This window comes from Streptomyces sp. NPDC050422 (assembly GCF_044458665.1).
Classification (GTDB): Bacteria; Actinomycetota; Actinomycetes; order Streptomycetales; family Streptomycetaceae; genus Streptomyces.
The window spans coordinates 293,254-316,878 of the sequence record NZ_JBITIE010000001.1 but is presented as its reverse complement, the minus strand read 5'-3'; the positions used below and the strand labels follow the sequence as shown (position 1 = coordinate 316,878).

Sequence of the window (23,625 nt, the reverse complement as noted above, 5' to 3'; positions counted from 1 at the left end):
GCGCTCAGTACACCCAGTCCGCCGGCGCCTCAACGAGTACCCGCAGACACCCGGGAAGTACCCGTGGAGCGAGCGCCCGCACCACGCCCGCGGCGCGGGCGATCCCACCGAGCGACGCGATTGCGTTCCGCCCAGCTCCTGCCGGCGACGACGAGAATCCGCTCGCGGTTCGCCCGCGAGTTGCACCTCTGGGGTTCCGGAGCGAATTTCTGAGCCATGGGGGATCTGCGCCTTCGCAGGACGAGGGATCACCCCGCGGCTCGGCGCGTGCACAACCACCGATCCCGACAGCGACACCCGTCGAGACGTTGCGCATCAGGTAGGCCCAAGAGAGGGCCTACACGCCCAGGTCGCGCGCGGTCCAACCCGGCGAGTCAGGCCGGATCACACTCGTCCCGACGAAGGCTCGAAGCGTCTCCTCAAGCGCAGACAGTGACGCCGCACCCACCTGCTCCTCCCACTGCTCACGAAGCTTGTTGAAGATGACTTCGCCCTCCTGCAGCATCGCAAGTCCGTGCTCGGTGACGTGAAGTCGTGTTCGTCGGCGGTCGACCGGGTCGGGTTCGCGCTTCAGGAATTTGCGTTCCTCCAGTACGGCGATCGTCTTCGCGGCCCCTTGCCTCGTCACCGACATCCTGCGCGCGAGTTCGGAAACGCTGTCCGCACCGGACAAGATCGAATGAAGAGCGAAGTCATGCACCGGCCGTACGTCCTCGTACCCGAGTTCGGCGAGCTCAGCGGTGGCTCGGTCCGCGAAATTGCGGAAGCCGGCGAGCAGGAGCAGGGCAAGGTCGGCGCCTGATCTGGACATGCCGTCAGCATACGACCCCCTTGACATGCGCAACCCGGTTGCCTACATTATTAGCAACCAAGTTGCCTATTTGGGAGCTCCTCATGACCACCATCACGCCCCCCGGGGCGACCCTCCCCGGCGTCACGCACCACCTCGCGGACATCAACGGAACGCAACTCCACTACGTCTCCGCCGGCACCACCGGCTCCCCGATCCTGCTGGTGCACGGCTGGCCGGAAACGTGGTGGGCGTTCCGCAAGTTGATTCCGCTGCTCGCCGAGACACACCGGGTCTTCGCCCCCGACCTCCGAGGGTTCGGCGACTCGAGCAACGCCGACACCGAGTACGGCGAGGCGGTCACGGCAGAGGACCTGCACCATCTCGTCGAGCACATCGGCGCCGGCCCGGTCCACCTCCTGTGCCAGGACATCAGCGGCGGCGCGGCCTTCCGCTTCGCCGCACTGCACCCCGAGAACGTCATCAGCTTCACCGGGGTCGAGACGACCCTGGCCGGTTTCGGACTCGAAGCTCTTGCCGACGTGAACAACTTCGGTTCCTGGCACGTCGGCTTCCTCGGCGCTCCCGGCATCCCCGGGATGCTCCTCCAGGGCCATGAACGCGAGTTCCTGGCCGGCTGGGCGCTACCTCTGATGCACGGGACGGAGGGTTCCATTACGGAAGGTGACATCGACGAATTCGTCCGCGCCTACGCGCGCCCGAACGGCTGGCGCGGCACAGAGGGTCTCTATCAAGCACTCTTTGCCGACAAGGGGGCAACCAGGGCTTTGGCCGAATCCCACCCGATAGCAGTGCCGGTACTCACGGTCGACGGCGCCAATCACCCCTTCACCGAGAACACCTTCCGCCAAGTGATCGCCGGCGAGATCACCGCGGTGCATCTTGACGGAGTGGGTCATTCCGTCGCACAGGAAGCCCCCGAGGCACTCACGGCCACGCTTATCAACTTCACCAGGCAAATCGACAACAAGTAGGACCGCGCCTCCCCTTGCCGTGACGGTACGCAACTGGGTGGCGGGCTTGCGGTTCCGCCACTTGTAGAACCATGACTCGCTCACGCCCAGTGCACGACAGGCCACGGCATGTGGAACGCGGTGCTCGGCCCTCTGGCCGCTGATGACCCCTGCCACGCCGTCCGGGTCCGCGGCAGCTGCTTCACCCACAGGACCATGCAGCGTTCGAGGACATCGCGCTCCATGCCGAGTTCCTTGTTGTCCTTCTTCAACTGCGCATCTTCGGCCCGCAGCCGGGCGAGCTCCTCGGCCTCGCTCTCGCTCCGGCCGTTGCCGGCCCGCTTGGCCCGCGAGACCCGGCTCGTCAGCGTTGTCTCGCACCTGGGTTCTGCGCGCCCTCAGGGATCAGCTTCCCGGTCTCCGTCACAATCCGTGCAGCCCCTCACGAAACTCCGGCTTGAACACCCTCCGCTTCTCCGCCATGACTCTCAACTCCCCCTGCGGTCACGGACTCCATGCTACGAGGGGAGACTCATTCGTCAGATCCCCACGGCCCATACAGCCAGCCTGGCTCCAACACCCCGCCCATGTCAGGGGATCCTCGACAAAGTCGCGTCCTACTGCCAGCGAATCTCCGACTCACGTCACTAGCTGTGACCGCATAGGTTCGCCGGTTCGGATGCCTTACAGGTTGTTCATATAGAAGCTGGCGAGTCGTTCGACGGCAGCGTCGACGTATTCGGGCTCGTCGTACATCTCGTAGTGGCCGGCGCCGTCGATCACCAGGAGGTCGACGGGGTTGGGGGCCAGCTTCCACAGCTGCATGCCGGTGTCGTAGGAGCCGGTGTTGCCGATGCGTCCGGCGAGGACGACCTGTAGCGGCTGGGTCATGAGCTGATCGGCCAAGTGGAACGCGTCATAGCCCAGCAGAAGGGAGTCGCTGCGCGAGAGGCGCCGATTTGTGGAGTGTTCGTTGCCGCCGCGCTCGGTGCGGTAGTAGGTGATGGCCTGAGTGGTGTCGATGTCGGTCAGGCCCGCTGTCGTGGCGTCATCGAGGGTGTCGGGCAGCCAGTTCACACGGTTCGTCTTGCCGGAGCCGGCCTCTTCGATACGTGCGTCCGCGAGGGCGTCGAGTGCGGCGGCCGGGCCGTTGGGCTGGAAGCTGCGGAACGAGGTGCCTATGTCGCTGGGGACGACCGTACCGACCGCCTTGATGCGGTGGTCCGTGCGGGCGGTGTGCACGGCATAGCCCCCACCGGCGCAGATACCGAGGACGCCGATGCGATGCGGGTCCATGCCGGGGGTCGTCGTGAGCACGTCGATGGCGTAGGAGATGTCCTCGCCTCGGAGGTAGGGGTCTTCGAGGTCGCGGGGCTCGCCTCCGCTCTGACCCTGATGGGCGGGGTCGAAGACGAGCGCCGCGATTCCGCGGGCGGCGAGACGGGAGGCGTAGTTGGCGCCGATCTGCCCCTTCACGCTGCTACCTGGGGTAGAGAGCACCACGGCGCGCAGCGGTGCGCTGCTGTCGGCCTTGTCCGGCAGATGGAGGTCGGCGGCGAGTTCGATGGGACCGCGCGGGATCGTGAGGTGCTGAAGCATGTGTGGCTTCCTTCGTGAGGTCGTTGTTCCATAGGAATCCAGCACAAAACAGCAACTGGTACAATATGAAACTAATACGAAACGGTACCACCTCGGGACGGGGGCTCGCATGTCAGTCGACGGGGCGCAGCTGTGGACGCTGAACCAGCGGCTGCTGGGCGTAGTGATGGATGCCTGCACGCGGGAGCTGGCCGAGCTCGAGTTGGAGACGAAGGAGTTCTTCGTCCTGGCCGAGGTCGAGGCATCGCCGTACCCGGCCGAGATCGCGGCTGCGCTGCTGCTGCCCAAGGCGAGCGTGACGGTCTACGTTCGCAACCTCGTCGCCAAGGGCTTTATCCGCCGCGAGATCGACGAGGCGGACTTGCGGCGTCATCGACTCGTACTGACCGCTGCGGGCACGCAAGCACGCGATCGAGCACTTGCAGCCCTCGCGGCGGAGTACGACCGCAGGTTGGCGAGGGTCGCTCCCCAGGATCGCGTTGAACTGCAACGCATCCTCAAAGCGATGCTCGCCTCGCCAGCGTCAGTCCGTATGCGCGAGTGATTCGTCTGTCCGGTGCTCTGCAGCACGTTCGGGCTGCGACCGCATGGTTTCGTCAGATCGTTCAGGGGGCGACGGCAAGGGACGTCCACCCCGGCGGATGCCCTTCTCGCTCCGGATGCGGGCGCGTTCGCGACGCTGCGGCGCGAGGACGTCGGGGTGGCGGGCGTTGGCGATACGCCGGCGCAGGTAGGCGTGCAGCGCCTGGGTCTGCACGCTGTGGTTGCGGTGGCGGCAGTTCGCGATCGTGAACTGCCGCAGCGGCCCGAAAGGGGCTTCGACCGGGTTGACCCAGGAGGCGTAGATCGGGGTGAAGCACAGCTCGGCGCGGCTCTCCTTCGCCCAGCGACGGATCTTGTCGCCCTTGTGGGCGGACACGTTGTCCAGGATGACGTAGATCGGGGCGCCGTCCGACCGCGCGGCCCGGATCGACCTCAGTGCGGCCAGGGTGTTCACCACCCCCTCCGTGCGGCGGTTGACGCCCCACAGCCGGTCGTCGCCGACGGAGTAGCAGCCGTGGAAGTACCGCACCCCGGGGGAACTTCACAGCCTGGATGGAGGCGAAAGGGCGTCTGTCAACAATGGGAGCCCTCTGGGACTTCTCTGGGACTTCTCTGGAGGACTTTGCACCAGGAGCGCCGGCCCTCATCTCCCCGGCGGGGAGCCACAGGTGCCCGTCCCGGCGGTGCCGGTCGTCGCAGTGACGCTTGCGGGCACGGCTTCGCTTGGTTGGGGGAGGGACCGCAAGGAGTCCCTCGCCGGGCGTCCGGACGAGGCTCCCGGAGGCGACAGTTGGGGGCTGCGGTGGGTTCGGGTGAAGAACAGAGACGTGTCTTGTCTGCCGGTGAGATGCGCGTGGGGGTGGCTGAGTTCGTACGGCGGGTGACAGCACGGAACCGGTTGCCCCTGGACTACTCGGTGGCAAGCCTCCGTGTGGTGGACCGCATCACCGACGGGCTCCGCGGTGCCGGACCGGAGCATCGGGACGTGGCGCGTGAGCTGTTCTGGCTCGGGGCCTACGCGGGCGAGGTGTTCGTCCGGAGGGCCGGCGCGCAGTGGGTGGATTTCGACCGGGGCCAGCAGGAGCTCTTCGGTCAGATGGTGGGTGTCCGGATGCCTGACGGGCGGGTGTGGAACCCGATCGGAAAAGTGGCCAATCGGTTCGTGGCCGGCCAGGAGGAGTCCGTACAGCAGATGTACTTCCTGCTCCATGGCCGCGTACCGGTGAAGGCCGCGCGGTGAGCTCGAGCTTCGTACCAGGGCCGGCCTGTGAAGCGGCGCTTCCGATTGCTGTGACGTTTCTGTGCGTCAGGACGCAGAAGAACGGGGGCAGCATGCTGGACGATCGAAGAGGCACGTGTGGGCAGGGGTGGGGACCGGCGTCGTACGCAGGCGTACGACGTTGAGCTCGGGACGGCTGTATCGCTTGCTCAGCAGGGGGACGAGGACGGGTTCGCAGCGGCGTACCGGCTGGTGCATCCCGGGCTCCTGGGATATCTGCGCGGGCTCGTCGGGGACGACGCGGAGGACGTCGCTTCGGATGCCTGGCTGGAGATCGCCAGGGACGTGGGGCGCTTCCGCGGTGATGGCGCGGGCTTCCGCGGCTGGACGGCGACCATCGCGCGCCACCGGGCCCTGGACCACCTCCGCAAGCAGAGGCGAAGGCCACGTACGTCTCTGATCGAGCAGGATGTCCTGGCACTGCCCGGGCGGGCCGACACGGCGGATGCGGTGCTGGAGTCGATGTCGACGCGGTGGACGCTGGCACAGATCCGCGAGCTCCCGCCGGACCAGGCGGAGGCCGTTCTGCTGCGGGTGGTGGTGGGGCTGGACGGGCCTGCCACGGCGCGGGTGCTGGGCAAGCGGCCCGGAGCGGTGCGGACGGCCGCCTACCGCGGGTTGAAGCGGTTGGCGGAGCAGTTGACCTCGGGCAGCGGCCCGGAGCGGGCAGCGGATGCGGCGCGGGGCGCCGTGAAGGATGAGACATGAGTCGCAAGGCGGAAGAGACGGATCCGGGGCTCCTCACACCCGAGATCGAGGCGCTCGCGGAAGCTGTGCGGGGCGATGCCGGAGCGGCGGGTCTCGAGCGTGCGCTCGCGGTCTTCCGGGAGGCCGGCAGCGCGGCGACGGGGACCGTCCCGCTCAGACGCCGGAGGCGCGACGACTGGCGTCCGGTCCGCCGCAGGTTTCCCACGCGTGTTTCGTTGCGGGCGGCCCTCGGGGTCGTCCTCGCCGGTGTGACGCTGGGCGGCGTGGCACTGGCCGCCGGCACGGGTGTGTTCCCGGATCCGCTCGCCCCGGCCGAGACTCCTGGGCCTCGGCCGGGGGCGCATGCTCCGCGCACTCCTGGCAGCACCGGTCCGGCGGGGCCGGACCGGACCACCTCGTCACCGGCGCCCACGCCCTCGGACCGGGCCACGTCGCACGATCCGGCATCGGTCAATCGCGCCGCGCTGTGCCACGCGTGGGCCAAGGGCAACGGCAACGGCAAGCACCAAGGTGCGGCGTTCCGGCGGCTGGCGGAAGCCGCGGGCGGGGAGGACGCGGTGGATGCCTACTGTGCCGCGCTGTCCGGCGTGGACGACGCTGCTCCTTCGACGCCCGGGAAGCCGTCGCGGACGCCCGCGACGGGGTCGTCGAAGGACGGCCCCCCAGCTGCCTCTCCCCCACGGGGCAGGAGCGCGGAGCACACCGCCGGCGCCGGTCAGCGTCCGTAGCCGGGCCGGCGGGTCCGTCTGCCGGCCAGAGCGCAGATGCCGCCACCGACGGCCAGCAGTACGCCGAGCACCACGGCCAGTCCGAGCTTCACCGGGGCGCCGCCGCTCTTGAGCGCGCGGCCCTGGACAGCGGCGGTGGGAACGGTGCCGGAGTCCTCGCTGAGGAAGTACCGCGAGTCGTTCGCGTTCCCGCGATTGTCACCCAGGAGGAACATGCGCCCGGCCGGCACCTTCACGTCGTAAGGTGCCGTGCCGAACGGGGAATCCGCCTTCTTCACGTAGGGTCCGTCAGCCGGTGCTCCATTGACGGTCAGCGTCCCGTCGGCGAAGACGACTCGGTCGCCGCCGAGCCCGATGACGCGCTGCAGGACCGCCAGCCCGTTGTAGCGATCCGGCACGCTGTAGAGCACGACATCCCCTCGCCGCACCTCCTCGCCACTGGATCGCTCGACCATGACGCGGTCGCCTTCGTGGTAGGTGGGTTCCATAGCCCTTCTGGCCGTGACCACCGTGTAGGAACCCAGGACCGACCAGAGCGCCCCGGCAGCCGTGAGGGCCCCCAGGACCGTCAGGACCGTCCCCGTGATCAGCAGTCGGCGCCCGCCATGTGGGCATCGGCTTTCGCTCATCGGCTCTCATTCCGTGTGCGGGTCGACGCGTCAGCCGATGGCGATGCGCGGATGGGCTCCGGGCTTGATCCAGGCCATGATCGTGTCCATCGTGGCCCGCGGTACCGAGACACAACCCGCTGTCGCCCCGGACCCGTTGACGTGGAGGAAGATCCCGGCACCGCGTCCCGGAGTGGCAGGCCGGCGGTTGAAGTTGATGACCAGCGCCTTCGCGTACTGCGTGGGGTAGTTGATGAGGTGCTCGCTGCCCCGCTCCCCGGTCTCGACGAGGGGGAAATCGGCGCCGGCGGCGGAATGCATCGAGTTGTAGTACGCAGACTCGGGGTCCTCCACCCACCAGTGCGAGGAGTTGACCCGCGTGTAGGGGCTGGGATGCCCAGTCCGGAACGTACGACATGGGGTTCCGTGACTACAGCCCGGGGCTCAACCGGTTCACCACCCGTGACATGTACAACGGAGCCCTCGCCGACATGAGTCTCGGCGCGGACCCCTACACGGGCAACCGCTACGCCTTCACTGGCGGCAACCCGGTGAGTCGTACCGAACTCGACGGCCACAGCTGGCTCGACCCGATCAAGAACTTCTTCTCGGGTGGCGGAAAGGTCGCCACGAAGGCGCCCAAGGGTGTGTTCACGGCGGTTGAGGTCTTCCTCAACGGAATCGGGTGGAACACGCCCACCGTGTCCAACGGCTTCGAGTCGGACCCTGGAGACACCCCGGACTACAACAAGGAACTTCTCCTCAAGCCGGACTCCAAGAAGGAGTGGCAGCCGGCCGACACCCCGTTCCCGTTCACCCGTGACGACTGCGCGGCCGGCCAGAGCATGACGTACTACGCACCCCTCGACAAGCAGGGCAGGGCCCAGGGCCCCGGCGAGTGCCTGGCTCGTCCGGTTTGATCATGTGATGCCGTAGAGGGTGAGGATGCGGAGTCGGTCGGTGTGGGCTCGTCGTCCGGCGGCGGTGTTGACGTAGCCGGCGAGCTTGAGCGCGCTGCGGATCAGGTCGCGGAGGGCAGCGAGTACGGCGGGCGCATTGTGGGTCCTGACCTGGGACTTGTCCTCGTTGAAGGTGACATCTCGGCACCAGTGGACGGTGTTCTCCACGGTCCAGTGGCCGCGAGCCCAGGATGCGATCTCGGCTGCGTTCGCTTCCTCGGCGGGCAGGTCGGTGACGGCGTAGACGGTCTCGCTGGACCACTTCTTCGCCCCGTAGAGACGACGACGGCGCTGGATGCGCAGGACCTGGGCCGCGTGCGGGAAGAGCAGGCCGTCGACGGTGACGACCTGTACGAGCCGCTGCTCGTGGCGGCCGTGTCCCCGGGCGTCGTCGCGGTGGATCACGGGGATGGCCTTCCAGGGCAGGGCGTGGAGTTGACGGGCCTGGCCGCGCTGGTTGTTCTTGATGGTCAGCAGGTAGTGGGCGCCGCGTTCGCGCAGGTAGGTGGCGTGGCCGTGTTGGGCGTGGAGGGCGTCGGCGGTGACGACCGCCCCCGCGAGATCCGCGTCGTCGATCTGGTCGAGCAGGGGTGCGAACTCGGGGATTTCGTTGGTCTTCGCGCCGATCTCGCGGGAGGCGAGCGTGACACCGTCGCCGTGGTGGACGGCGGACAGGACGAAGACGCGGCTGCCGTCGGGGCGTCTGGCGCCGCGCAGGCACTTACCGTCCACCGCGATCGCCCGCCGCCGGGGGCGTACCGGCTCGGCGCGGGCGGCCGCCCGGTGGGCCCGACGCTGTTCACGCTCGGTGCCGCCGTCGGGCATCACCGGCTCCGGACGGCGGGACCGTGCGGACAGCAGGGGCCGCAGGTAGTCGTGCCCGGCCGCGCTGATCTCGCCGGGATCGAGCCGCCCCAGGATGCTGCGCAGGGTTTTCTCACTCGGGATCCGGTAGCGGCCAAGGAGCGGGTGGTAGGGCAGGCCGAAGGCGGCCAGCTCCTCCGGCGTCGCACGTCGGCACCATTCCGCCGCCGCGGTGATCGAGTCGTGGCCGGACGGGGTCATCGCGCAGACCACCAGGGCCAGGACAGAGGAGAGCCGGTAGCGCACTCCGCAGGCCCCTCACGGATCGGTGACCGACTCGAACTCGGCAACCAGGCCACGGACTTGGTCCTTGGCCACACCCTCGCGGAGAGCTTCCAGGCAGGGCGCATGAGGCGCACGGACAGCGACAGGAGATGATGGAGGAACGAACACGGCACCTTCGTGGATCTTGCAGCGTAGAGAACTACATGATCCACAGGCGCCGTGTTCATCTGCTTCCGGGGCTCGCCATCGAGATCAATCACCCCAGGGTGGGGCGATCCAGGTACTCGCCGGGGCCATGCCCGGAGCCCCCGGGCCCATCCGGTGTCCGTCAGAGCCCGACGGGCTCGCCGTCGATCCACTGGACGCGCCTGTTGCGGCACAGGCAGAAGGGGTGGCCGACCGGGTCGGTGTAGACGCGCCAGCCGTAGCCCTCCTCGCCGACGAAGTCCTTGCGGAGGGTGGCGCCGAGGGCGGTGAGGCGCTGTTCCTCGGGTTCGAACTCGTCGACTTCGAAGTCGAGGTGGAACTGCTTGGGGTGCTCGTCATCGGGCCAGTTCGGGGCGCGGAAGTTGTCGACGCGCTGGAACGCGAGCTCGATCTTGCCGAACTTGATGCCGGCCCAGTTGTCGTCGCTGTCGGGCTTGACGGGTTCGCCGGTGACCTCGGCGTAGAACGCCGCGAGCTTCATGGGCTCGGGGCAGTCGATGATGAAATCGGTGAGCTTCAGCATCCGGCGATCTTGCCACGCGGACCGCGAGGGTGGCAGGGGTGAAGCCAGGGCCCCGACGAGTGCCTGGATCACCCCGGGGTGGGGCGATCCAGGCACTCGCCGGGGCCCTGGGGCAGGGCCCAGGGCGCCTACGCCTGCCTCACCGCCGGTGGATTCAACTACACGGACAAGAAGGGAAGCACGATGCTGAACACACCGGACACGGAAATAATGGGCAGTCCCGCGCCCTGGCCGCCGAAGACGCCGGGATTCTTCGAGAACGCACCGCCCGGATTTGTGCTGGGGAACGACCCAACGCTGAACCGTGGGCACCTCCTCGCCCGCCAGCTCGGAGGTAGCGGTACGGACCGGCGCAATTTGGTCACGCTGTATCGCAACGCGAATGCCCCGGTGATGTCGAAGCAAGAGGATAAGATCGCCGACTCGATCGCCGCGGGTAACACCGTCTACTATTCGGCCGTTCCGGTGTGGGGTAGCGACAGCAATCCCATTCCGCTCGGTGTTACGATGACTGCCTATACGTCCAGTGGGGCCAGAATTGTCGATCAGACAATTTGGAACAAACCCTGACCGAGACGTAGTCATCAAGTAAATCTCATGGAGGGGTGCACATGGAATGGGTAGAACGCCTGGTGGCGGTCACGGGTTGGGATGGCGAAACCAGCGAAACCGACTGGTCCGGCACCGAAGAGTTCCTGGGCACCCCTCTCCCCGACGACTTCAAGGAACTGCGCCGCCGCTTCGCACCCTGGGGCGCTTTCAGTGATCATCTCCTGATTCTGAAGGCGACCGATGGTTCAGAGACGGTGCACACCAACCACGCCAAACTGCTCAAGTCGGTATCGGGAAACCCGGAAAACCTGGACATGTTCAAACCCTTCGGGCTTTTCGGCGCGAACAAGAACAGTCCGGGGACGGGCCTCGTACAGTGGGGTTTTTCCTTGATCGAGGAAGAGTGCTACTGGCTGGCTGACGCAGCGCGAGACCCGGCCACTTGGCCGGTGATCGCACGTGTTGACCCGCTGGAACCATTTCAGCGCTTTGACATGTCGGCCTCGGAATTCGTCTACCGCGTTCTCACCGAGACCGAATTCGAACCCTTCGGTATCGCAGAGTCGATTCCATCGCCCTACTACCGGGAATATTGATCCTGCTCACAGTCCGGTCCGATCGACGCCACGGCCCGCTCGCCTCACATCGTGCGGGCCGTGGCGCTTTCAATTATCCCTCTACGCCTGGGACGGAATATGTTCCCTATACCGTGGGAATCAGCCCGCGTTGCGTGGTAGGGGATTGCAGCTTCCTGATGCCACTTGGTAAGTGACGGCCGGATTGCGCCGCCTCTTTACTCCCCAAGCGCGCGGCGCCGGCTCTGGTGGGGCCCTCGCCCGCATCGGTCAGCAAAACTAATTGGAGTGGGAATGTGGGTTGAACGTCTGCTCGAGATTACCGGGCGAGCGAATCAGGAGCTTCGCATTGACTGGAACCCCCTGGAAGCCGAATTAGGCTTGGAGCTCCCTTCCAAATATAAAAACATGTGTGAATCATTCGGCCACGGGGCATTCTCAACCTCTATTTGGGTGAACTCCGTAGACCCGAATCAAGTGTTTGACCTGTTGACAAATTGGCGGGTTCGCTTGGAGTACACGCAAAATAATGTATCCTCGAAATCCGTCAACCTCTACGAGCCATATGCGATCTACGAACCGGGCAAGGGCGGATTGATTCCGTGGGGTGCAGGCGACACGGGAGACGAATTCTATTGACTGGTCCAGGAAGGAGAGAAAGAAGCCCGTTGGCCCATTCTCGGCCGAGTTGCGGATTCCGATATCGGTGATTGGGATCGATACGAAATGAGTGTAGCCGAGTTTCTTTTCAGGGTGTTGACGGATGTTGATTTCCGTCCCTTTACGCTGGCTCCCCACGTTCCGGACCCCGCATTCACGCCGGCGGACTGAGCGCAGGAGACTTTGATGCAGCGAGGCGACCCAAGGGGTGCTGGCCTCCTCAACTCCTCTGCAAACAAGCCCGCTCAACAGGGAGCACGCGGACAGGACGCCCCTTTCCGTCCTGTTCGAGCCTTGCGAAGTCCTCTCGGCGCACGAAGACATGAGGACGCGTGAGAGAGGATATAAAACAAGACCGTACCGTAAATAAGGGGTGGCCGTTGGGAATCGAATCCCTGGAGATTGCGCTGCCGGGGCTGGTGGCGCAGCGTCTCGAGGTTCTACGGCGCATCGACTGGCAGGTTGTCTTCGACGGGTTTGGGACTCGCCTGCCGGACGACTACATCACTTTGGCGGAGTCATACCCTCGGCTGGAGATCGGTCAATTCCTCACTGTGACGTCGCCGGCCCCAGGTGACGAAGCGGGATTCGTCGAGGAGGCGAGAGAGGATATCGCCGGCGCCGAGGGCATGGCGCAGAGGGGAATGCTGGGCGGCTACCCTGGGTTCCCGGAGTCGGGAGGGTTGCTGTTGTGGGGCGGCTCGATAGACGGGGATGAGTTTTTCTGGCGTACAGAAGGGCAGCCCAACGAATGGACCGTCGTTGTGGCTGGGCGGAATGACGACTGGTTCCACTACGAGGGCAGCCTCTCGAGCTATCTCGCCTGGCTGTGCTCGGGAAAGGCCGCACCGCATGGTCTCCCTCCGAACTTTCCGGGGCCTGGACCCGTAGTCTCCGTCGGCTGAAAGCGATCGAGAATCGACTTTCCGGCCTGTGCCGACGGTCAGGTATTCGGCCTCCTGACGCGATGGCGAGCTGCACTCGCGGTCGGAACACCGAGTTCGGCGACGTTTCGGCTGTCGCACTTCACAAGGTCCACAGCCCGGGCCCCGAAGGCTTCGTTCCGTGGGGGCCCGCAGAACGGGGCGACGAGTACTGCTGGTCGGGGTGATCCCCGCAGTCGGCTTCGCCTTCGTCGCCGACGCAGCCTCGATCGTCAGTCGAGGCCTTCGATGATGCGGAAGTCGCGCTCGACGCCGTCAGCAAGTGCGGCCAGCGCCTCCTGGTAGGCCGCACTCGCACGTGCGGCGACCGCCTGCTCGAAGCTGTCGAACTCGATCAGGATGGTGCGCTCGGCGATTCCGGCGTCGTGTGCGACGACCCGGCTGCCGCGGGAGAGCAGCCGCCCGCCCGCGGCAGCGACGGCTGGACCAGCCAGCTTGTCGTAGGCAGCAAGCCTCTCGGGGTCCGCGATGGTGCGGTAGGCGCTGACCCAGTAGCCCTTGGCCACGGTGCCTCCTGTGTTCGGAATTGATGATCAGAAGCGTGCTCGGATCCATGGCCGGCGCGCAGTGGGTCAGCGAGCCGGGTCAGCGAGCCGACGGAGACTGCGTCGAAGTCGGACGGCTTCGGTCCTCAGCTTTCGTTTCGACTCGACCGGCCCGGGCCCGGCAGGCCGACTGGGGCGGTGATCGGACTGATCTCGGGTGTGCGTCGGCGGGCGAGGGCGAGGCTGACCATCGTCGTGATCGCCATCGCGGCGACGCCGACCAGCGCCGCGGTCGTGTAGGCGTCGTCGTTCGGGAAGAGGCGGCCCGTGGCAGTGCCGGCGGCGAGGACCAGGCCGCCGATGGCGCTGCCCAGGGAGTACCCGACGCTGCGCACGACATAGTTGAAGCTCATGGCGCTCGACGTCTCGCTCTTGGGGGTGACGGCCAGGATGACGCCGGGCATGGCGGCCGAGAAGCTGCCGACGCCGAAGCCCAGCACGCCCATGGCCGCGAGCAGTTCGGCCAGGTTGGACCGGGCGGTGGCGAACAGGACGAACCCGCCGCCGACGATGGCGGCGCTGCCGGCCAGGAGCAGGGGCCCGTCGATCCGTGTCCGGACCCGCGGCGTGAGCTTGCCGGCGATGAACCCCAGCACGGAGAACGGGATGAGGACCAGCCCCGCCACGGAGGTGGTCAGTCCGAAGCCGTAGCCGGCGCTGTGCGGCGTCTGCGCGTAGCGGGTGATGAGCGTGAGCAGGAGGTACATGCCGATCCCGCCGACGAACATGGCGATGTTCGCCCCGGCGACCGCCGGGTGCCGTACCGCCCGGACGTCGACCAGGGGCGTCCTGGTTCGCAGTTCGGAAACGGCCCAGACGCAGAGCAGGAGTACGGCGGCGACGGCAAGGGTCACCGCCACTGCGAGGTGTCGGCTCCACAGGCTCCTCTCGCCGGCCAGGAACAGGACGACGATCAGTCCACCCGCCAGGACGAGCGCACCTGCCACGTTCACGTGAGCGGAGCGGCCTTCGGGAGTTGCGGGCACGGAGCGCCACGCGGTCACGAAGGCGACGGCGGTGACGAGCAGGCCGAGGCCGTAGGCGGCCCGCAGTCCGCCGAACTCGGCGAGCAGCGCGGCCAGCGGGTAGCCGACGCCGGCTCCGATGATGGAGACCACGGAGATCAGGGCGATCGTGGCCGCGCTGCGCTCCTCGGGAAGATGGTCGCGGGCCACGCCCATCATCAGCGCCGTGAGACCGAGTCCGACGCCTTGGGCGGCTCTGCCCACGAGCAGCCAGGCGAACGGCAGCGGCAGCACGGTGAGCGCGCTGCCGACGACGACGATCGCCAGCGTGGCGAGAATCGTGGCCCGCCGGTGCGGACCGGCTCCGAGCCGGCCGAGGACAGGTGTGGCGACGGCGCCGCTGAGCAGGGCGATGGTCAGCGTCCACTGCGCGCTGTCGAGGGAGACGTGGAACGTGGTCGCCACGCTGGTGATGAGCGGCGTCCCGAGGCTGGCGACCGCCGCCACGACCAGGGCGATGAACATCAGGGCGGGGACCAGCAGACGCGCCTCGGAACGTATCGGGTCAGTGCTCATGGGCTGGTCATGAGCCTGGGCCGCGGTCACCGGTCCGACTCCTCTCGGGCGTGGCTTTCGAGCTCCGCCAGATGCTGCAGCGCCGGAAGGGCTGCTGCCAAGGCCTCGACCTCGTCACCGGTGAGTTCGTCGATCAACCGCGCGTACGCGTCGACGCCCGCCTGGCGTCGCGTCCGGACGTACGACGCGCCGGCCTCGGTCAGGCACACCAGCGTGACCCGCTTGTCGGACGGATCGCCCTTCCGCTCGACCAGCCCGGATTCCTCCATCACCCGGACCAGGACGGTCATCGCGGGCTGGGTGACGCCCTCGGACACTGCCAGATCGGTGATCCGTCGCGGGCCGGTCTTGTCCAGGGTGGCCAAGGTGGCGGCGGACGTCAGGCTCATGTCGCGGGGAAGGCGTCTCACGGCCCTGGTGGCCAGACCGTAGAGGGCTGACCCGATGGCATCGGAAGCGCCGTGCGCGGCGTCTCGGCGACTCATACCTGAAGCATAGCGGATTTATATGAATTCTTTATGCATCCCGGCGGGGCCGCACACGGAGCGAGGCGGTACCGCATGGCACCACGTGGCACCACGGGGTGCCATTCGGTGCCATCACGGCCACCTGAACACGTCTGGCACCACTATCGCCCCAACTGGAGCCATGCCGTTTCCGCAGGTCAGAGCAGTTTCGCTGCAAGAGTGTCCGGAAACCGCGCCACATCACTTGCGCATGGCGCCATCGTGGTGCCAAGATGGCGTCATGGACCTCACCCCGTATGTCGACACCCTCCGCCGCGAACTCGCGGTGGCTGCCGAAGCCGGCGGCGACGAAGCCCGCGCGCTGGCGGAGAGGCTCACCGCTCCCCTGGAGTCGGCGACCCGGCTGACCATGCTCAACGTGCTCTCCGCTGCGATGGACGAGGTCACCCGCGAACTCGCCCCCGGTTCCGTCGACGTACGGCTGCGCGGGCTCGACCCCGACTTCGTCGTGACACTGCCGGTCACCGGCACCGTCGCCGCGGAGCCGGCCGCGCCCGCCGAACCGCTCAGGACCCCGCCCCCGATGGACGGCGACGAGGGTGGCACCGCCCGCGTCAACCTGCGGCTGCCGGCCCACCTGAAGGCGCGAGCCGAGGAGGCCGCGGCCCGCGAGGGCCTGTCGGTCAACGCATGGCTGGTGCGAGCCGTGTCGGCCGCGGTCGACGGCGGCACCGGGCCGCGTACGACGGAGAAGAGCCAGACGCTCGGACAGGGCTACACCGGCTGGGTGCGCTAGCCGCACCCCCTGCCCGCGCCGCTTCACCCACACCACGTCCCACCAGCGGGGACGCCACCAAGACCTAAGAGGACGGGACAGTCATGCCTTCTTTCGACACCTCCGAGCCGATCGCGGTCACCGCCCACGTGGACGCCGGTTCCATCCAGTTCACCGCGGGCGACCGCCCCGACACCGTCGTCGAAGCACGGCCCCGCGACCCGAAGAAGGACCAGGACGTCCGGGCGGCCGAGCAGACCGAGGTCACCTACGCCGGCGGCGCACTGACCATCCGGACGCCCAAGCAGCGCTACCTGATCGGCCGCACCGGCACCGTGGACGTGACGGTCGAGCTGCCCACGGGCTCGCACATCGATGTGACCGGCGCCTGGGCGCAGGTGCTCGGCGAGGGCCGGCTCGGTGAGGTCCGCGTGAAGACCTCGTCCGGCGACGTCCGCCTCGACACGACCGGCCCGCTGCACCTGACCGCGTCGCACGGCTCGATCACCGTGGACCACATCGAGGGCAAGGCCGAGATCACCACCAGCTCCGGCAGCCTGCGCGTCGGGTTCGTCGACGGACCCGCCGTCCTGAAGAACTCGCACGGCACCACGACCGTCGGGGCCGCGACCGGCGAGCTGCGGGTGAGCGGCTCCAACGGCGACATCGACATCGCCCGCGCCGAGGGCTCGGTCACCGCCACCACCGCCCACGGCACCCTGCGCGTGGCCGAGATCGCCCGCGGCACAGCCCAGCTGGAGACGAACCACGGGGCCATCGAGGTCGGCATCCGCGAGGGAACGGCCGCCTGGCTCGATGTCAACTCCGGTGCCGGGCAGGTGCGCAACACCCTCACCGCGTCCGAGACCCCGGCGGAGAGCGAGGACACCGTCAGGGTCCGCGCCCGCACCCGGTACGGCAACATCGACATCCGCCGCGCCAAGGCCTGACCCCTGGCACCGGCCCGCACCGGCCCGCACAGCGCCACCGCCCCATCCCGCCCCACCAGCTCAGCCCCAGCCACTTTCACCTTCGAACGGGAGGGCTCCATGCCTTCGTCTGTCATGCCCACATCCAGGAAGGGTGACGGCCAGCCGTTGCCGGACGCCGTCTCCGCCGTCGGGATGCGCAAGTCCTACGGCGACAAGGTCGTCCTCGACGGGATCGATCTGCGCATCCCCGCAGGCACCGTGTTCGCACTGCTCGGCCCGAACGGCGCCGGCAAGACCACCGCCGTGAAGATCCTCTCCACCCTCGTCACCGCGGACGCCGGCGATCTGCGCGTCGACGGCCACGACCTGGCCACCGACCCGCAGTCGGTGCGCGCCGCGATCGGCGTCACCGGCCAGTTCTCCGCCGTCGACGGCCTGATCACCGGCGAGGAGAACATGCTCCTCATGGCGGACCTGCACCACCTGTCCAAGCAGGAGGGGCGGCGGGTCGCCGCCGAACTGCTGGAACGCTTCGACCTGGTCGAGGCTGCATCGAGGCCCGCCTCCACCTACTCCGGTGGCATGAAGCGTCGCCTCGACATCGCCATGACCCTGGTCGGCAACCCGCGGATCATCTTCCTCGACGAGCCGACCACCGGCCTCGACCCCCGTTCGCGCCACAACATGTGGGGCATCATCCGCACCCTGGTCACGGGCGGCGTCACGGTCTTCCTCACCACTCAGTACCTGGACGAGGCCGACGAACTCGCCGACCGGATCGCGGTGCTGAACGACGGAAAGATCGCCGCCGAGGGCACCGCCGACGAACTGAAACGGCTCGTCCCCGGCGGGCACATCCGACTCCGCTTCACCGACCCGGCCGCCTACCGCTCCGCCGCGTCCGTCCTGGGCGAGGCCGCCCGGGACGACGAGGCGCTCGCGCTGCAGATCCCCAGCGACGGCAGCCAGCGCGAACTGCGCTCCATCCTCGACTGGCTGGACTCGGCCGGCGTCGAGGCGGACGAACTCACCGTCCACACCCCCGACCTCGACGACGTGTTCTTCGCCCTGACGGGCAACAACCAGCCGGCCCAGACCGACCAGTCCAAGGAGACAGTCCGATGAGCGCCCTCTCCCTCGCCGTCCGCGACTCGAACACCATGCTGCGCCGCAACCTCCTGCACGCCCGCCGCTACCCCTCCCTCACCCTGAACCTGCTCCTCACCCCGATCATGCTGCTGCTCCTCTTCGTCTACATCTTCGGCGACGTCATGAGCGCCGGGATCGGTGGCGCGGACCGCTCCGACTACATCGCGTACATCGTCCCGGGCCTGCTGCTGATGACCATCGGCAGCACCACCATCGGCACCGCGGTCTCCGTCTCCAACGACATGACCGAAGGCATCATCGCCCGATTCCGCACCATGGCCATCCACCGCGGATCCGTCCTCGTCGGACACGTCGTGGGCAGCGTCCTGCAGTGCATCGCCAGCGTCGTCCTCGTCGGCGCCGTCGGCGTGGCCATCGGCTTCCGCTCCACCGACGCCACCGTCCTCGAATGGCTCGCCGCCTTCGGACTGCTCGTCCTCTTCGCCACGGCGTTCACCTGGATCGCCGTCGGCATGGGCCTGATCAGCCCCAACGCCGAAGCCGCCAGCAACAACGCACTGCCCATGATCCTGCTGCCCCTGCTGTCCAGCGCCTTCATCCCGGTCGACACCATGCCCGGCTGGTTCCAGCCCATCGCCGAGTACCAGCCCTTCACCCCCGCCATCGAGACCCTGCGCGGTCTGCTGCTAGGCACCGGGATCGGCCACAACGGCTGGCTCGCCGTCGCCTGGTGCCTGGGCCTTACGGTGCTCGGCTACCTCTGGTCCACCTCGAAGTTCAACGCCGATCCGAAGTAGTACCGGTCAGCAGCTCGAAGATCAGCTCCCGCCACGGGGCGGCGTACTCCGGACACCACGTCGGCGTAGGCCGCCCCGTAGGGCTGGGACGGCACCCGCTGGCGGCTCGGTCGATCAGTTGCATCGTCCGCTGCCGCTGTAACAGGGCGAGTACCCGGCGCTCGGGGTGGGTGCGGGACCCGGGTGCGACTGTTCGTACTCGTGCTGGCTGAGCACGAACATCATCGCGACGGCGCCGGCCGTCAGGAGCTGCAGGACCGCTGTCCGCCGGGCGCGGGCCAGCATCGCGAGCACGAAGAGGACGAGTACGCGATGAGGAAGTGCCGCATGAACGCGATGTTCGCCAGCGCCGCCTCGTCGATCTTCTCCCGCCTCCCCTGCGCGGCCCACCCGTCCATCCCGTAACCGAACATCGTCCAGACGAAGACCAGGGCCTCGACGATGAGCAGCATGACGGCCGTGGCGATGTCCGAACCGCGGGACGTTGTGTTCTACCAGGGCCATCTGCGTCGGGACAGACGCGCGCGAAGCTCATGAGTCATGGCCCCATGCTCCGAACCGGCCTCCAGCGCGCCTGAGTACGCACACTCATGCGACGCAGCCGCCTTCACGAAGCTCAGGGCTCCGGCAACGGGCGTTATCCACAGGTCACTTGGGGCCGAGTTCCGTTTTACCCCGACGCCGACGACCGCGCGATCTTCTATCCTGTGGCGTCGGCGGCTGAGCGGGGGATCAGCGATGAGCACGTACTTCGACATCGGCGAGACGACGCTGTGGAACCCGTCCAACGGTGCGGCCGCCTCTTCCTGCGGCACGTCGAGGCCCTGGAGGCGGAGCTCGGCCTGCCCTCCGGAATCCGCCAGGGCGAGCATGCGGGCGACCCGGACACGGTCGTCCTGGACCGGGCGGTGTACGCGGAGTTCGTACACGGTCTCGTCGCCTGGCACTGCCGTACGCGCCACGGTGTGATCCTCGCGCTCTCCGAGGGGTTCTCTGCCGTTGCCGTCGCGCTCGCGCGGCGGGCGGGAATCGCGGTCGAGTTGCCCGGACCGGAGTCCAGCGACGCTGCCGGGGGCGCCCGGCGGGACCTGCAGGCACCCGTCGATCCCAGGACCACGCCAGAGGCTGTCGTCACCGCCCTGGGCAGACGAGCGCGGGAGATGGACCGGCAGATGGACCGCTGATCCACCGTTCGCTCCTTGCCGGCCCAGAGGCTGCTACTCGGCGGCTCATCGAGACCCCTCCACCGGAAAGTGGATCGGGCTCAGCAGGTACTGCGTCCGCTCGGGGGCCGGCCGGTTGGACAGCTTCGGTGCGATGGCCGCGCGCAGTCCGGCGATGAGTTCGTCGAGCTCTCCCGGGCTGAGCCAGAGTGCATGCTGCCGGTAGCCCACCTGGTCGGCCACAGGGTCGGCCCCGTCACGGTCGAGATAGCCGTTGAACTCGGCCAGCAGGGCCGTCATCGCGGTGGCGAAAGCCTGCCGGTGGTCGTCGGGGGTGAGGTCGCGGATCGCATCGGGGCCGATCACAGCCCGGTCCCGGCGCAACCGGTAGTGGCGCCGCACCGCACCTCGCACCCTGTGCTCCTCAGCCACCTCCAGGATCCCGCCCGTCGACAGCAGGTCGATATGGCGGTACACGGTGGCCTTGGAGGCTTCGGGGATCCGGGCGCAGAGCTGAGTGGTCGTCATGACCCGTCCGCCGCCCATCGCGTGAACGATCCGCAGCCGGATGGGGTGGGCGAGCAGCTCCAGGGAGTCCATACCCCATACCTTCTCATGACTGATACCTTTCTCAATCATGCGAACGGATGAAGTGAAGGCGCTCGCCATGTCTCAGCGATTCGCCACGTTACTGCGGGCTGAGCGTTTCGCCGAGATCGTCGAGTTGTTCACGCCCCCGCTGCGCGGTGCCGTGTCCGCGGACGCGCTGCGGCTCGCGTGGACGGCCGAGGCAGCCGGGCGAGGCGGGGAAGTGAATATCGGGGAGCCTTCGCAGGCGGACGGTGACACCTCCCCGGTGCGCGTACGTATCCCGGTGAAATGCGCCGACGGAGGCTTCACCGTGGTCACGTCGGTGGGCGACGACGGACTGCTCCACGGGCTGCGGTTCGATACGGAGGGCGGTAGCTGGCGGCCACCGCAGTACGCGGAGCCGGAGCGCTTCACCGAGCAGGACGTCGTGGTCGGCAACGGGCCGCTCGCCGTGCCGGGCACACTGAGCATGCCCGTCGGCACCGGCCCGTGGCCCGCCGTGGTTCTGCTCGGGGGTGGCGGCGCGTTCGACCGGGACGAGAGCGTCGGCCCCAACAAGCCGCTCAAGGACCTTGCTTGGGGACTCGCCTCGCAGCAGGTGGCCGTGCTGCGGTTCGACAAGATCACCTTCACCCAGCCCGGCAGCCTGCCCTCGGGCTTCACGATGGCCGACGAGTACCTGCCGTACGCTCTCGATGCCGTCCGGCTCCTCCGGGAGCGGCAGGAGGTGGACCCGGACCGCGTCCACCTCCTCGGTCACAGCATGGGCGGCAAGGTCGCGCCCCGCGCCGCCGCCGCTGATCCGTCGATCGCCGGACTGGTGCTCCTCGCCGCGGATGCCCAGCCGATGCACGAGGCCGCCGTACGGGTCGCCGGTCATCTCGCCGCGCGTACCCCTGGCCCGAACGCGGACGCAGCAGTGGCGACGCTGACCCGGCAGGCAGCGCTCGTGGCAGGACCCCAACTCGCGCCCGACACCCCGTCGGAACTGTTGCCCTTCGGGTTCTCCGCCGCGTACTGGCTCGACCTGCGCGCCTACGATCCGGTGGCCACGGCTGCCGAACTGACGTGCCCCATGCTGATTCTGCAGGGCGGGCGGGACTACCAGGTGACGGTCGCCGACGACCTGACGCGATGGCAACGCGCCCTGGCGGACCGGCCCGAGGTGGCCATCCGGGTCCACCCGGACGCCAACCACTTCTTCTTCAGCGGCCGGGAGCCGTCCACGCCTGCCGAGTACACCCGGACGGACCACGTCGACGCCGCGGTGGTGGACGAGATCGCGTCCTGGCTGGCGCGGCGATAGACACGGATTGCTTCAGATCTTCGTCAGGAGGGTCGGCTCCCGGCAAGGAGCCAGTCGGCGACGTCGCGCAGCCGGTGTGCGGCCGCAGGGTCGAACGCCCTGGGTGTCAACCGGGATGCGACGGCCCCCACGTTGGCGCTGAGCGCTTCGGCCGGGGGTTCGTCGATGGCCGTGATGATCGGCGGCAGCGCGGCCTCCACGGGCCTCGGGCACTGTCCTTCCGGCATCGGGGGCAGTCGCGGAACGGACAGAGGCATCCCGCCCCAGGAACCTTTCGGAACTCCGTCCCCTCGGCGTCGGGGAACGCACGGGCTGCGGCCAGGAGCCGGTCAGGGACCGGCCGCGGAAGGGTTGTGCCCCTCCGTGGCCGGCGGGATGCCGCCCGTGCGGTCCAGGTCCGAGGGCCTCGTCCGCACGGGTGACGGGGACGTTCGGCAGCGAGCCGGCTGGCCGGCCTGATCCGAACGAGAGGCCCTGACCTCACGGGTCAGTACACCTGGGCCACCGCGCCCCGCGCCGCCAGCAGTTCGACGACCCGGTCCAGCGGCAGTGCCGGAACGTGGTGGCCGGCCCGGCCGGTCATCGAGTGCGCGCCGGTGAGCACGTTGAGGACCGCCTCCTCCACCGACTCGACGACCGCGCCGTAGAAGGGGTCCATCCGGCCCCACGGCACGAAGCGCATCGACTCGTACGGGGCGCTGCCGTCGTCCTCCGGGAACGTGCTGGTCAGCGCCCCCGCGTTGGCGGTGGAGAAGGCCAGGAAGATGTCGCCGGAGAAGTGGCTTCCGGTGGTGCCGGTGCGGGCGAGGCCCAGAGTCGCCCGCCGGGCCAGCGCCTCGCACTGGCCGGGCAGCAGGGGTGCGTCCGTGGCCACCACCACGATCACCGAGCCCGCGCCGGGCGGGACCTGGCGCTCGCCGTCGGGCGCCGGCGCGGGCCCGTCGGGCAGTTCGCGGCCCACCGGGACGCCGGCCACCACCAGTTCGCGCCGGGCGCCGAAGTTGGCCTGCACGAAGGCGCCCACGGTGTAGCGGTCCTCGCCGTACGCGACCACCCGCGAAGCGGTCCCCGAGCCGCCCTTGAATCCGTAGCAGCGCATGCCCGTACCGCCGCCGACGCATCCCTCCTCGACGGGGCCGGAGGCCGCCGCCTCGATGGCTTCGGCCGCGTGGCGTGACTCCACGGCCGCGCCGTGGATGTCGTTGAGGTGGCCGTCCCAGGTCTCGGTGACCACCGGCAGCAGCCACTCGGGCGCCATGTCGCGGCGGTTGGCGCGCACCCACTCGACGACGCCGCGGTGCACCGGGCCGACCGCGTACGTGTTGGTGACGAGCACCGGAACGGCGAGCGATCCGCTCTCCTCGATCCAGGCGGTGCCGGTCATCTCGCCGTTGCCGTTGAACGAGTGCAGGCCGGCCGCGCAGGGCGTGCCCACGCCCTCCCTGCCGCGCGGGAGGAGCGCGGTGACGCCGGTGCGGACGTCGTCGCCCTCGCGGAGGGTCACGTAGCCGACCTCGACTCCGGGAACGTCCGTGATCGCGTTCCACGGACCCGGTTCGCCGGACAGGGGTATGCCGAGTTCACGTGCCCTCATGCGGTTGTCGTCCACAGGTTCCTCCCGCGTGCCGTCGTCGACCGTGCGGGCAGAGAGTACGTGATC

27 protein-coding genes and 4 pseudogenes are annotated in these 23,625 nt (G+C 68.3%); 16 read left to right on the top strand and 15 right to left on the bottom strand.

Going from position 1 to position 23,625, the window contains the following annotated elements:
• Window positions 1–337 precede the first annotated feature (337 nt).
• A complete protein-coding gene (locus ACIBJG_RS01390) occupies window positions 338–811 on the bottom strand; it encodes a MarR family winged helix-turn-helix transcriptional regulator (RefSeq protein WP_399302703.1) in 474 nt (157 codons plus the stop codon).
• Window positions 812–894: 83 nt separating this feature from the next.
• Between ACIBJG_RS01390 and ACIBJG_RS01385 the strand changes: the two genes are divergently transcribed.
• Complete coding sequence (locus tag ACIBJG_RS01385; RefSeq protein WP_399302701.1) at window positions 895–1,785, top strand: alpha/beta fold hydrolase; 891 nt, start codon at window positions 895–897, stop codon at window positions 1,783–1,785.
• 80 nt (window positions 1,786–1,865) lie between these two features.
• Here ACIBJG_RS01385 and ACIBJG_RS01380 read toward each other — a convergent pair whose 3' ends face one another.
• Both ACIBJG_RS01380 and ACIBJG_RS01375 read right to left on the bottom strand, forming a co-directional pair.
• Entirely contained in the window at window positions 1,866–2,036 is a 171-nt protein-coding gene (locus tag ACIBJG_RS01380) for a hypothetical protein (RefSeq protein WP_399302699.1), read from the bottom strand.
• A gap of 412 nt (window positions 2,037–2,448) precedes the next feature.
• Window positions 2,449–3,474 carry an alpha/beta hydrolase gene (locus tag ACIBJG_RS01375; protein ID WP_399302697.1) on the bottom strand — a complete coding sequence of 342 codons (1,026 nt, stop codon included), beginning with the start codon at window positions 3,472–3,474 and terminating at the stop codon, window positions 2,449–2,451.
• Between ACIBJG_RS01375 and ACIBJG_RS01370 the strand changes: the two genes are divergently transcribed.
• The gene (locus ACIBJG_RS01370; RefSeq protein WP_399302695.1) at window positions 3,473–3,907 is read left to right on the top strand and encodes a MarR family winged helix-turn-helix transcriptional regulator; all 435 of its coding nucleotides are present in this window, start codon (window positions 3,473–3,475) and stop codon (window positions 3,905–3,907) included. The two genes, ACIBJG_RS01375 and ACIBJG_RS01370, sit on opposite strands and share 2 nt — an antisense overlap.
• Before the next feature lie 75 nt (window positions 3,908–3,982).
• Here the strand turns inward: ACIBJG_RS01370 and ACIBJG_RS01365 are convergent.
• Window positions 3,983–4,438, bottom strand: a pseudogene (locus tag ACIBJG_RS01365) (transposase); the annotation flags it as partial.
• 384 nt (window positions 4,439–4,822) lie between these two features.
• Here ACIBJG_RS01365 and ACIBJG_RS01360 point away from each other — a divergent pair.
• From ACIBJG_RS01360 to ACIBJG_RS01350, 3 genes are all read left to right on the top strand, one after another.
• A complete protein-coding gene (locus tag ACIBJG_RS01360) occupies window positions 4,823–5,146 on the top strand; it encodes a hypothetical protein (protein ID WP_399302693.1) in 324 nt (107 codons plus the stop codon).
• 117 nt (window positions 5,147–5,263) lie between these two features.
• Window positions 5,264–5,893, top strand: a complete 630-nt coding sequence (locus ACIBJG_RS01355) for an RNA polymerase sigma factor (protein ID WP_399302691.1) — start codon at window positions 5,264–5,266, stop codon at window positions 5,891–5,893.
• Complete coding sequence (locus ACIBJG_RS01350) at window positions 5,890–6,621, top strand: hypothetical protein (protein ID WP_399302689.1); 732 nt, start codon at window positions 5,890–5,892, stop codon at window positions 6,619–6,621. The genes ACIBJG_RS01355 and ACIBJG_RS01350 overlap by 4 nt, the downstream gene beginning before the upstream one ends.
• Here ACIBJG_RS01350 and lepB read toward each other — a convergent pair.
• Together lepB and ACIBJG_RS01340 are read right to left on the bottom strand one after the other, a co-directional pair.
• Window positions 6,609–7,250 carry a signal peptidase I gene (lepB, locus tag ACIBJG_RS01345; RefSeq protein ID WP_399302687.1) on the bottom strand — a complete coding sequence of 214 codons (642 nt, stop codon included), beginning with the start codon at window positions 7,248–7,250 and terminating at the stop codon, window positions 6,609–6,611. The two genes, ACIBJG_RS01350 and lepB, sit on opposite strands and share 13 nt — an antisense overlap.
• 30 nt (window positions 7,251–7,280) lie before the next feature.
• Complete coding sequence (locus tag ACIBJG_RS01340; RefSeq protein WP_399302685.1) at window positions 7,281–7,550, bottom strand: L,D-transpeptidase family protein; 270 nt, start codon at window positions 7,548–7,550, stop codon at window positions 7,281–7,283.
• A 68-nt stretch (window positions 7,551–7,618) separates the two neighbouring features.
• On the opposite strand from ACIBJG_RS01340, the pseudogene ACIBJG_RS01335 reads away from it, so the two are divergent.
• Window positions 7,619–7,819: pseudogene (locus ACIBJG_RS01335) on the top strand (RHS repeat-associated core domain-containing protein); the annotation flags it as partial.
• A 330-nt stretch (window positions 7,820–8,149) separates the two neighbouring features.
• Here ACIBJG_RS01335 and ACIBJG_RS01330 read toward each other — a convergent pair.
• Together ACIBJG_RS01330 and ACIBJG_RS01325 are read right to left on the bottom strand one after the other, a co-directional pair.
• Window positions 8,150–9,445 (bottom strand): annotated as a pseudogene (locus ACIBJG_RS01330) (ISAs1 family transposase).
• 160 nt (window positions 9,446–9,605) lie between these two features.
• Window positions 9,606–10,007 carry a VOC family protein gene (locus tag ACIBJG_RS01325; protein ID WP_355848177.1) on the bottom strand — a complete coding sequence of 134 codons (402 nt, stop codon included), beginning with the start codon at window positions 10,005–10,007 and terminating at the stop codon, window positions 9,606–9,608.
• A gap of 183 nt (window positions 10,008–10,190) precedes the next feature.
• Between ACIBJG_RS01325 and ACIBJG_RS01320 the strand changes: the two genes are divergently transcribed.
• The 4 genes from ACIBJG_RS01320 to ACIBJG_RS01305 all read left to right on the top strand — a co-directional run bounded on the left by ACIBJG_RS01320 (window position 10,191) and on the right by ACIBJG_RS01305 (window position 12,699).
• Window positions 10,191–10,577 (top strand): DNA/RNA non-specific endonuclease, encoded by a 387-nt coding sequence (locus tag ACIBJG_RS01320; protein ID WP_399302683.1) that lies wholly within the window; start codon window positions 10,191–10,193, stop codon window positions 10,575–10,577.
• A gap of 41 nt (window positions 10,578–10,618) precedes the next feature.
• Complete coding sequence (locus tag ACIBJG_RS01315) at window positions 10,619–11,155, top strand: hypothetical protein (protein WP_399302681.1); 537 nt, start codon at window positions 10,619–10,621, stop codon at window positions 11,153–11,155.
• A 273-nt stretch (window positions 11,156–11,428) separates the two neighbouring features.
• Entirely contained in the window at window positions 11,429–11,773 is a 345-nt protein-coding gene (locus ACIBJG_RS01310; RefSeq protein WP_399302679.1) for a hypothetical protein, read from the top strand.
• Window positions 11,774–12,174: 401 nt separating this feature from the next.
• The gene (locus ACIBJG_RS01305) at window positions 12,175–12,699 is read left to right on the top strand and encodes an SMI1/KNR4 family protein (RefSeq protein ID WP_399302677.1); all 525 of its coding nucleotides are present in this window, start codon (window positions 12,175–12,177) and stop codon (window positions 12,697–12,699) included.
• A gap of 251 nt (window positions 12,700–12,950) precedes the next feature.
• Here ACIBJG_RS01305 and ACIBJG_RS01300 read toward each other — a convergent pair whose 3' ends face one another.
• The 3 genes from ACIBJG_RS01300 to ACIBJG_RS01290 all read right to left on the bottom strand — a co-directional run bounded on the left by ACIBJG_RS01300 (window position 12,951) and on the right by ACIBJG_RS01290 (window position 15,309).
• Entirely contained in the window at window positions 12,951–13,244 is a 294-nt protein-coding gene (locus ACIBJG_RS01300) for a DUF1330 domain-containing protein (protein WP_399302676.1), read from the bottom strand.
• A gap of 125 nt (window positions 13,245–13,369) precedes the next feature.
• On the bottom strand, window positions 13,370–14,824 hold the full coding sequence (locus ACIBJG_RS01295) for an MFS transporter (protein WP_399302674.1): 1,455 nt from the start codon (window positions 14,822–14,824) through the stop codon (window positions 13,370–13,372).
• Between the two features lie 26 nt (window positions 14,825–14,850).
• Window positions 14,851–15,309, bottom strand: a complete 459-nt coding sequence (locus ACIBJG_RS01290; protein WP_399302672.1) for a MarR family winged helix-turn-helix transcriptional regulator — start codon at window positions 15,307–15,309, stop codon at window positions 14,851–14,853.
• Window positions 15,310–15,571: 262 nt separating this feature from the next.
• Between ACIBJG_RS01290 and ACIBJG_RS01285 the strand changes: the two genes are divergently transcribed.
• The 4 genes from ACIBJG_RS01285 (at window position 15,572) to ACIBJG_RS01270 (ending at window position 18,905) form a co-directional block, all read left to right on the top strand.
• On the top strand, window positions 15,572–16,087 hold the full coding sequence (locus ACIBJG_RS01285) for a toxin-antitoxin system HicB family antitoxin (protein ID WP_399302670.1): 516 nt from the start codon (window positions 15,572–15,574) through the stop codon (window positions 16,085–16,087).
• A gap of 83 nt (window positions 16,088–16,170) precedes the next feature.
• Window positions 16,171–17,016 (top strand): DUF4097 family beta strand repeat-containing protein, encoded by an 846-nt coding sequence (locus tag ACIBJG_RS01280; protein ID WP_399302668.1) that lies wholly within the window; start codon window positions 16,171–16,173, stop codon window positions 17,014–17,016.
• A gap of 114 nt (window positions 17,017–17,130) precedes the next feature.
• Window positions 17,131–18,123 (top strand): ATP-binding cassette domain-containing protein, encoded by a 993-nt coding sequence (locus ACIBJG_RS01275; protein WP_399302666.1) that lies wholly within the window; start codon window positions 17,131–17,133, stop codon window positions 18,121–18,123.
• Window positions 18,120–18,905 (top strand): ABC transporter permease, encoded by a 786-nt coding sequence (locus tag ACIBJG_RS01270; RefSeq protein WP_399302664.1) that lies wholly within the window; start codon window positions 18,120–18,122, stop codon window positions 18,903–18,905. The genes ACIBJG_RS01275 and ACIBJG_RS01270 overlap by 4 nt, the downstream gene beginning before the upstream one ends.
• Before the next feature lie 114 nt (window positions 18,906–19,019).
• Here ACIBJG_RS01270 and ACIBJG_RS01265 read toward each other — a convergent pair.
• Window positions 19,020–19,357: pseudogene (locus ACIBJG_RS01265) on the bottom strand (DUF6234 family protein).
• 321 nt (window positions 19,358–19,678) lie between these two features.
• Between ACIBJG_RS01265 and ACIBJG_RS01260 the strand changes: the two are divergent.
• Complete coding sequence (locus ACIBJG_RS01260; RefSeq protein ID WP_399302662.1) at window positions 19,679–20,089, top strand: DUF6086 family protein; 411 nt, start codon at window positions 19,679–19,681, stop codon at window positions 20,087–20,089.
• 45 nt (window positions 20,090–20,134) lie between these two features.
• Here ACIBJG_RS01260 and ACIBJG_RS01255 read toward each other — a convergent pair whose 3' ends face one another.
• Window positions 20,135–20,668, bottom strand: coding sequence for a helix-turn-helix domain-containing protein (locus tag ACIBJG_RS01255; protein ID WP_399302660.1), 534 nt, complete (start codon window positions 20,666–20,668; stop codon window positions 20,135–20,137).
• 67 nt (window positions 20,669–20,735) lie between these two features.
• Between ACIBJG_RS01255 and ACIBJG_RS01250 the strand changes: the two genes are divergently transcribed.
• Window positions 20,736–21,965, top strand: a complete 1,230-nt coding sequence (locus tag ACIBJG_RS01250; RefSeq protein WP_399302658.1) for an alpha/beta fold hydrolase — start codon at window positions 20,736–20,738, stop codon at window positions 21,963–21,965.
• Between the two features lie 23 nt (window positions 21,966–21,988).
• Here ACIBJG_RS01250 and ACIBJG_RS01245 read toward each other — a convergent pair whose 3' ends face one another.
• Together ACIBJG_RS01245 and ACIBJG_RS01240 are read right to left on the bottom strand one after the other, a co-directional pair.
• Window positions 21,989–22,165 carry a hypothetical protein gene (locus ACIBJG_RS01245; RefSeq protein WP_399302656.1) on the bottom strand — a complete coding sequence of 59 codons (177 nt, stop codon included), beginning with the start codon at window positions 22,163–22,165 and terminating at the stop codon, window positions 21,989–21,991.
• A 287-nt stretch (window positions 22,166–22,452) separates the two neighbouring features.
• Complete coding sequence (locus ACIBJG_RS01240; RefSeq protein WP_399302654.1) at window positions 22,453–23,559, bottom strand: P1 family peptidase; 1,107 nt, start codon at window positions 23,557–23,559, stop codon at window positions 22,453–22,455.
• Window positions 23,560–23,625: the final 66 nt, after the last annotated feature.

Bases quoted from the DNA above. Each gene is read 5' to 3' on its own strand.
- ACIBJG_RS01390 (WP_399302703.1), bottom strand. From the start codon at position 811: ATGTCCAGATCAGGCGCCGACCTTGCCCTGCTCCTGCTCGCCGGCTTC.
- ACIBJG_RS01385 (WP_399302701.1), top strand. From the start codon at position 895: ATGACCACCATCACGCCCCCCGGGGCGACCCTCCCCGGCGTCACGCAC.
- ACIBJG_RS01370 (WP_399302695.1), top strand. From the start codon at position 3,473: ATGTCAGTCGACGGGGCGCAGCTGTGGACGCTGAACCAGCGGCTGCTG.
- ACIBJG_RS01375 (WP_399302697.1), bottom strand. From the start codon at position 3,474: ATGCGAGCCCCCGTCCCGAGGTGGTACCGTTTCGTATTAGTTTCATAT.
- ACIBJG_RS01350 (WP_399302689.1), top strand. From the start codon at position 5,890: ATGAGTCGCAAGGCGGAAGAGACGGATCCGGGGCTCCTCACACCCGAG.
- lepB (WP_399302687.1), bottom strand. From the start codon at position 7,250: ATGAGCGAAAGCCGATGCCCACATGGCGGGCGCCGACTGCTGATCACG.
- ACIBJG_RS01340 (WP_399302685.1), bottom strand. From the start codon at position 7,550: ATGCATTCCGCCGCCGGCGCCGATTTCCCCCTCGTCGAGACCGGGGAG.
- ACIBJG_RS01325 (WP_355848177.1), bottom strand. From the start codon at position 10,007: ATGCTGAAGCTCACCGATTTCATCATCGACTGCCCCGAGCCCATGAAG.
- ACIBJG_RS01320 (WP_399302683.1), top strand. From the start codon at position 10,191: ATGCTGAACACACCGGACACGGAAATAATGGGCAGTCCCGCGCCCTGG.
- ACIBJG_RS01315 (WP_399302681.1), top strand. From the start codon at position 10,619: ATGGAATGGGTAGAACGCCTGGTGGCGGTCACGGGTTGGGATGGCGAA.
- ACIBJG_RS01310 (WP_399302679.1), top strand. From the start codon at position 11,429: ATGTGGGTTGAACGTCTGCTCGAGATTACCGGGCGAGCGAATCAGGAG.
- ACIBJG_RS01295 (WP_399302674.1), bottom strand. From the start codon at position 14,824: ATGAGCACTGACCCGATACGTTCCGAGGCGCGTCTGCTGGTCCCCGCC.
- ACIBJG_RS01290 (WP_399302672.1), bottom strand. From the start codon at position 15,309: ATGAGTCGCCGAGACGCCGCGCACGGCGCTTCCGATGCCATCGGGTCA.
- ACIBJG_RS01285 (WP_399302670.1), top strand. From the start codon at position 15,572: ATGGACCTCACCCCGTATGTCGACACCCTCCGCCGCGAACTCGCGGTG.
- ACIBJG_RS01280 (WP_399302668.1), top strand. From the start codon at position 16,171: ATGCCTTCTTTCGACACCTCCGAGCCGATCGCGGTCACCGCCCACGTG.
- ACIBJG_RS01275 (WP_399302666.1), top strand. From the start codon at position 17,131: ATGCCCACATCCAGGAAGGGTGACGGCCAGCCGTTGCCGGACGCCGTC.
- ACIBJG_RS01270 (WP_399302664.1), top strand. From the start codon at position 18,120: ATGAGCGCCCTCTCCCTCGCCGTCCGCGACTCGAACACCATGCTGCGC.
- ACIBJG_RS01255 (WP_399302660.1), bottom strand. From the start codon at position 20,668: ATGGACTCCCTGGAGCTGCTCGCCCACCCCATCCGGCTGCGGATCGTT.
- ACIBJG_RS01250 (WP_399302658.1), top strand. From the start codon at position 20,736: ATGTCTCAGCGATTCGCCACGTTACTGCGGGCTGAGCGTTTCGCCGAG.
- ACIBJG_RS01240 (WP_399302654.1), bottom strand. From the start codon at position 23,559: ATGAGGGCACGTGAACTCGGCATACCCCTGTCCGGCGAACCGGGTCCG.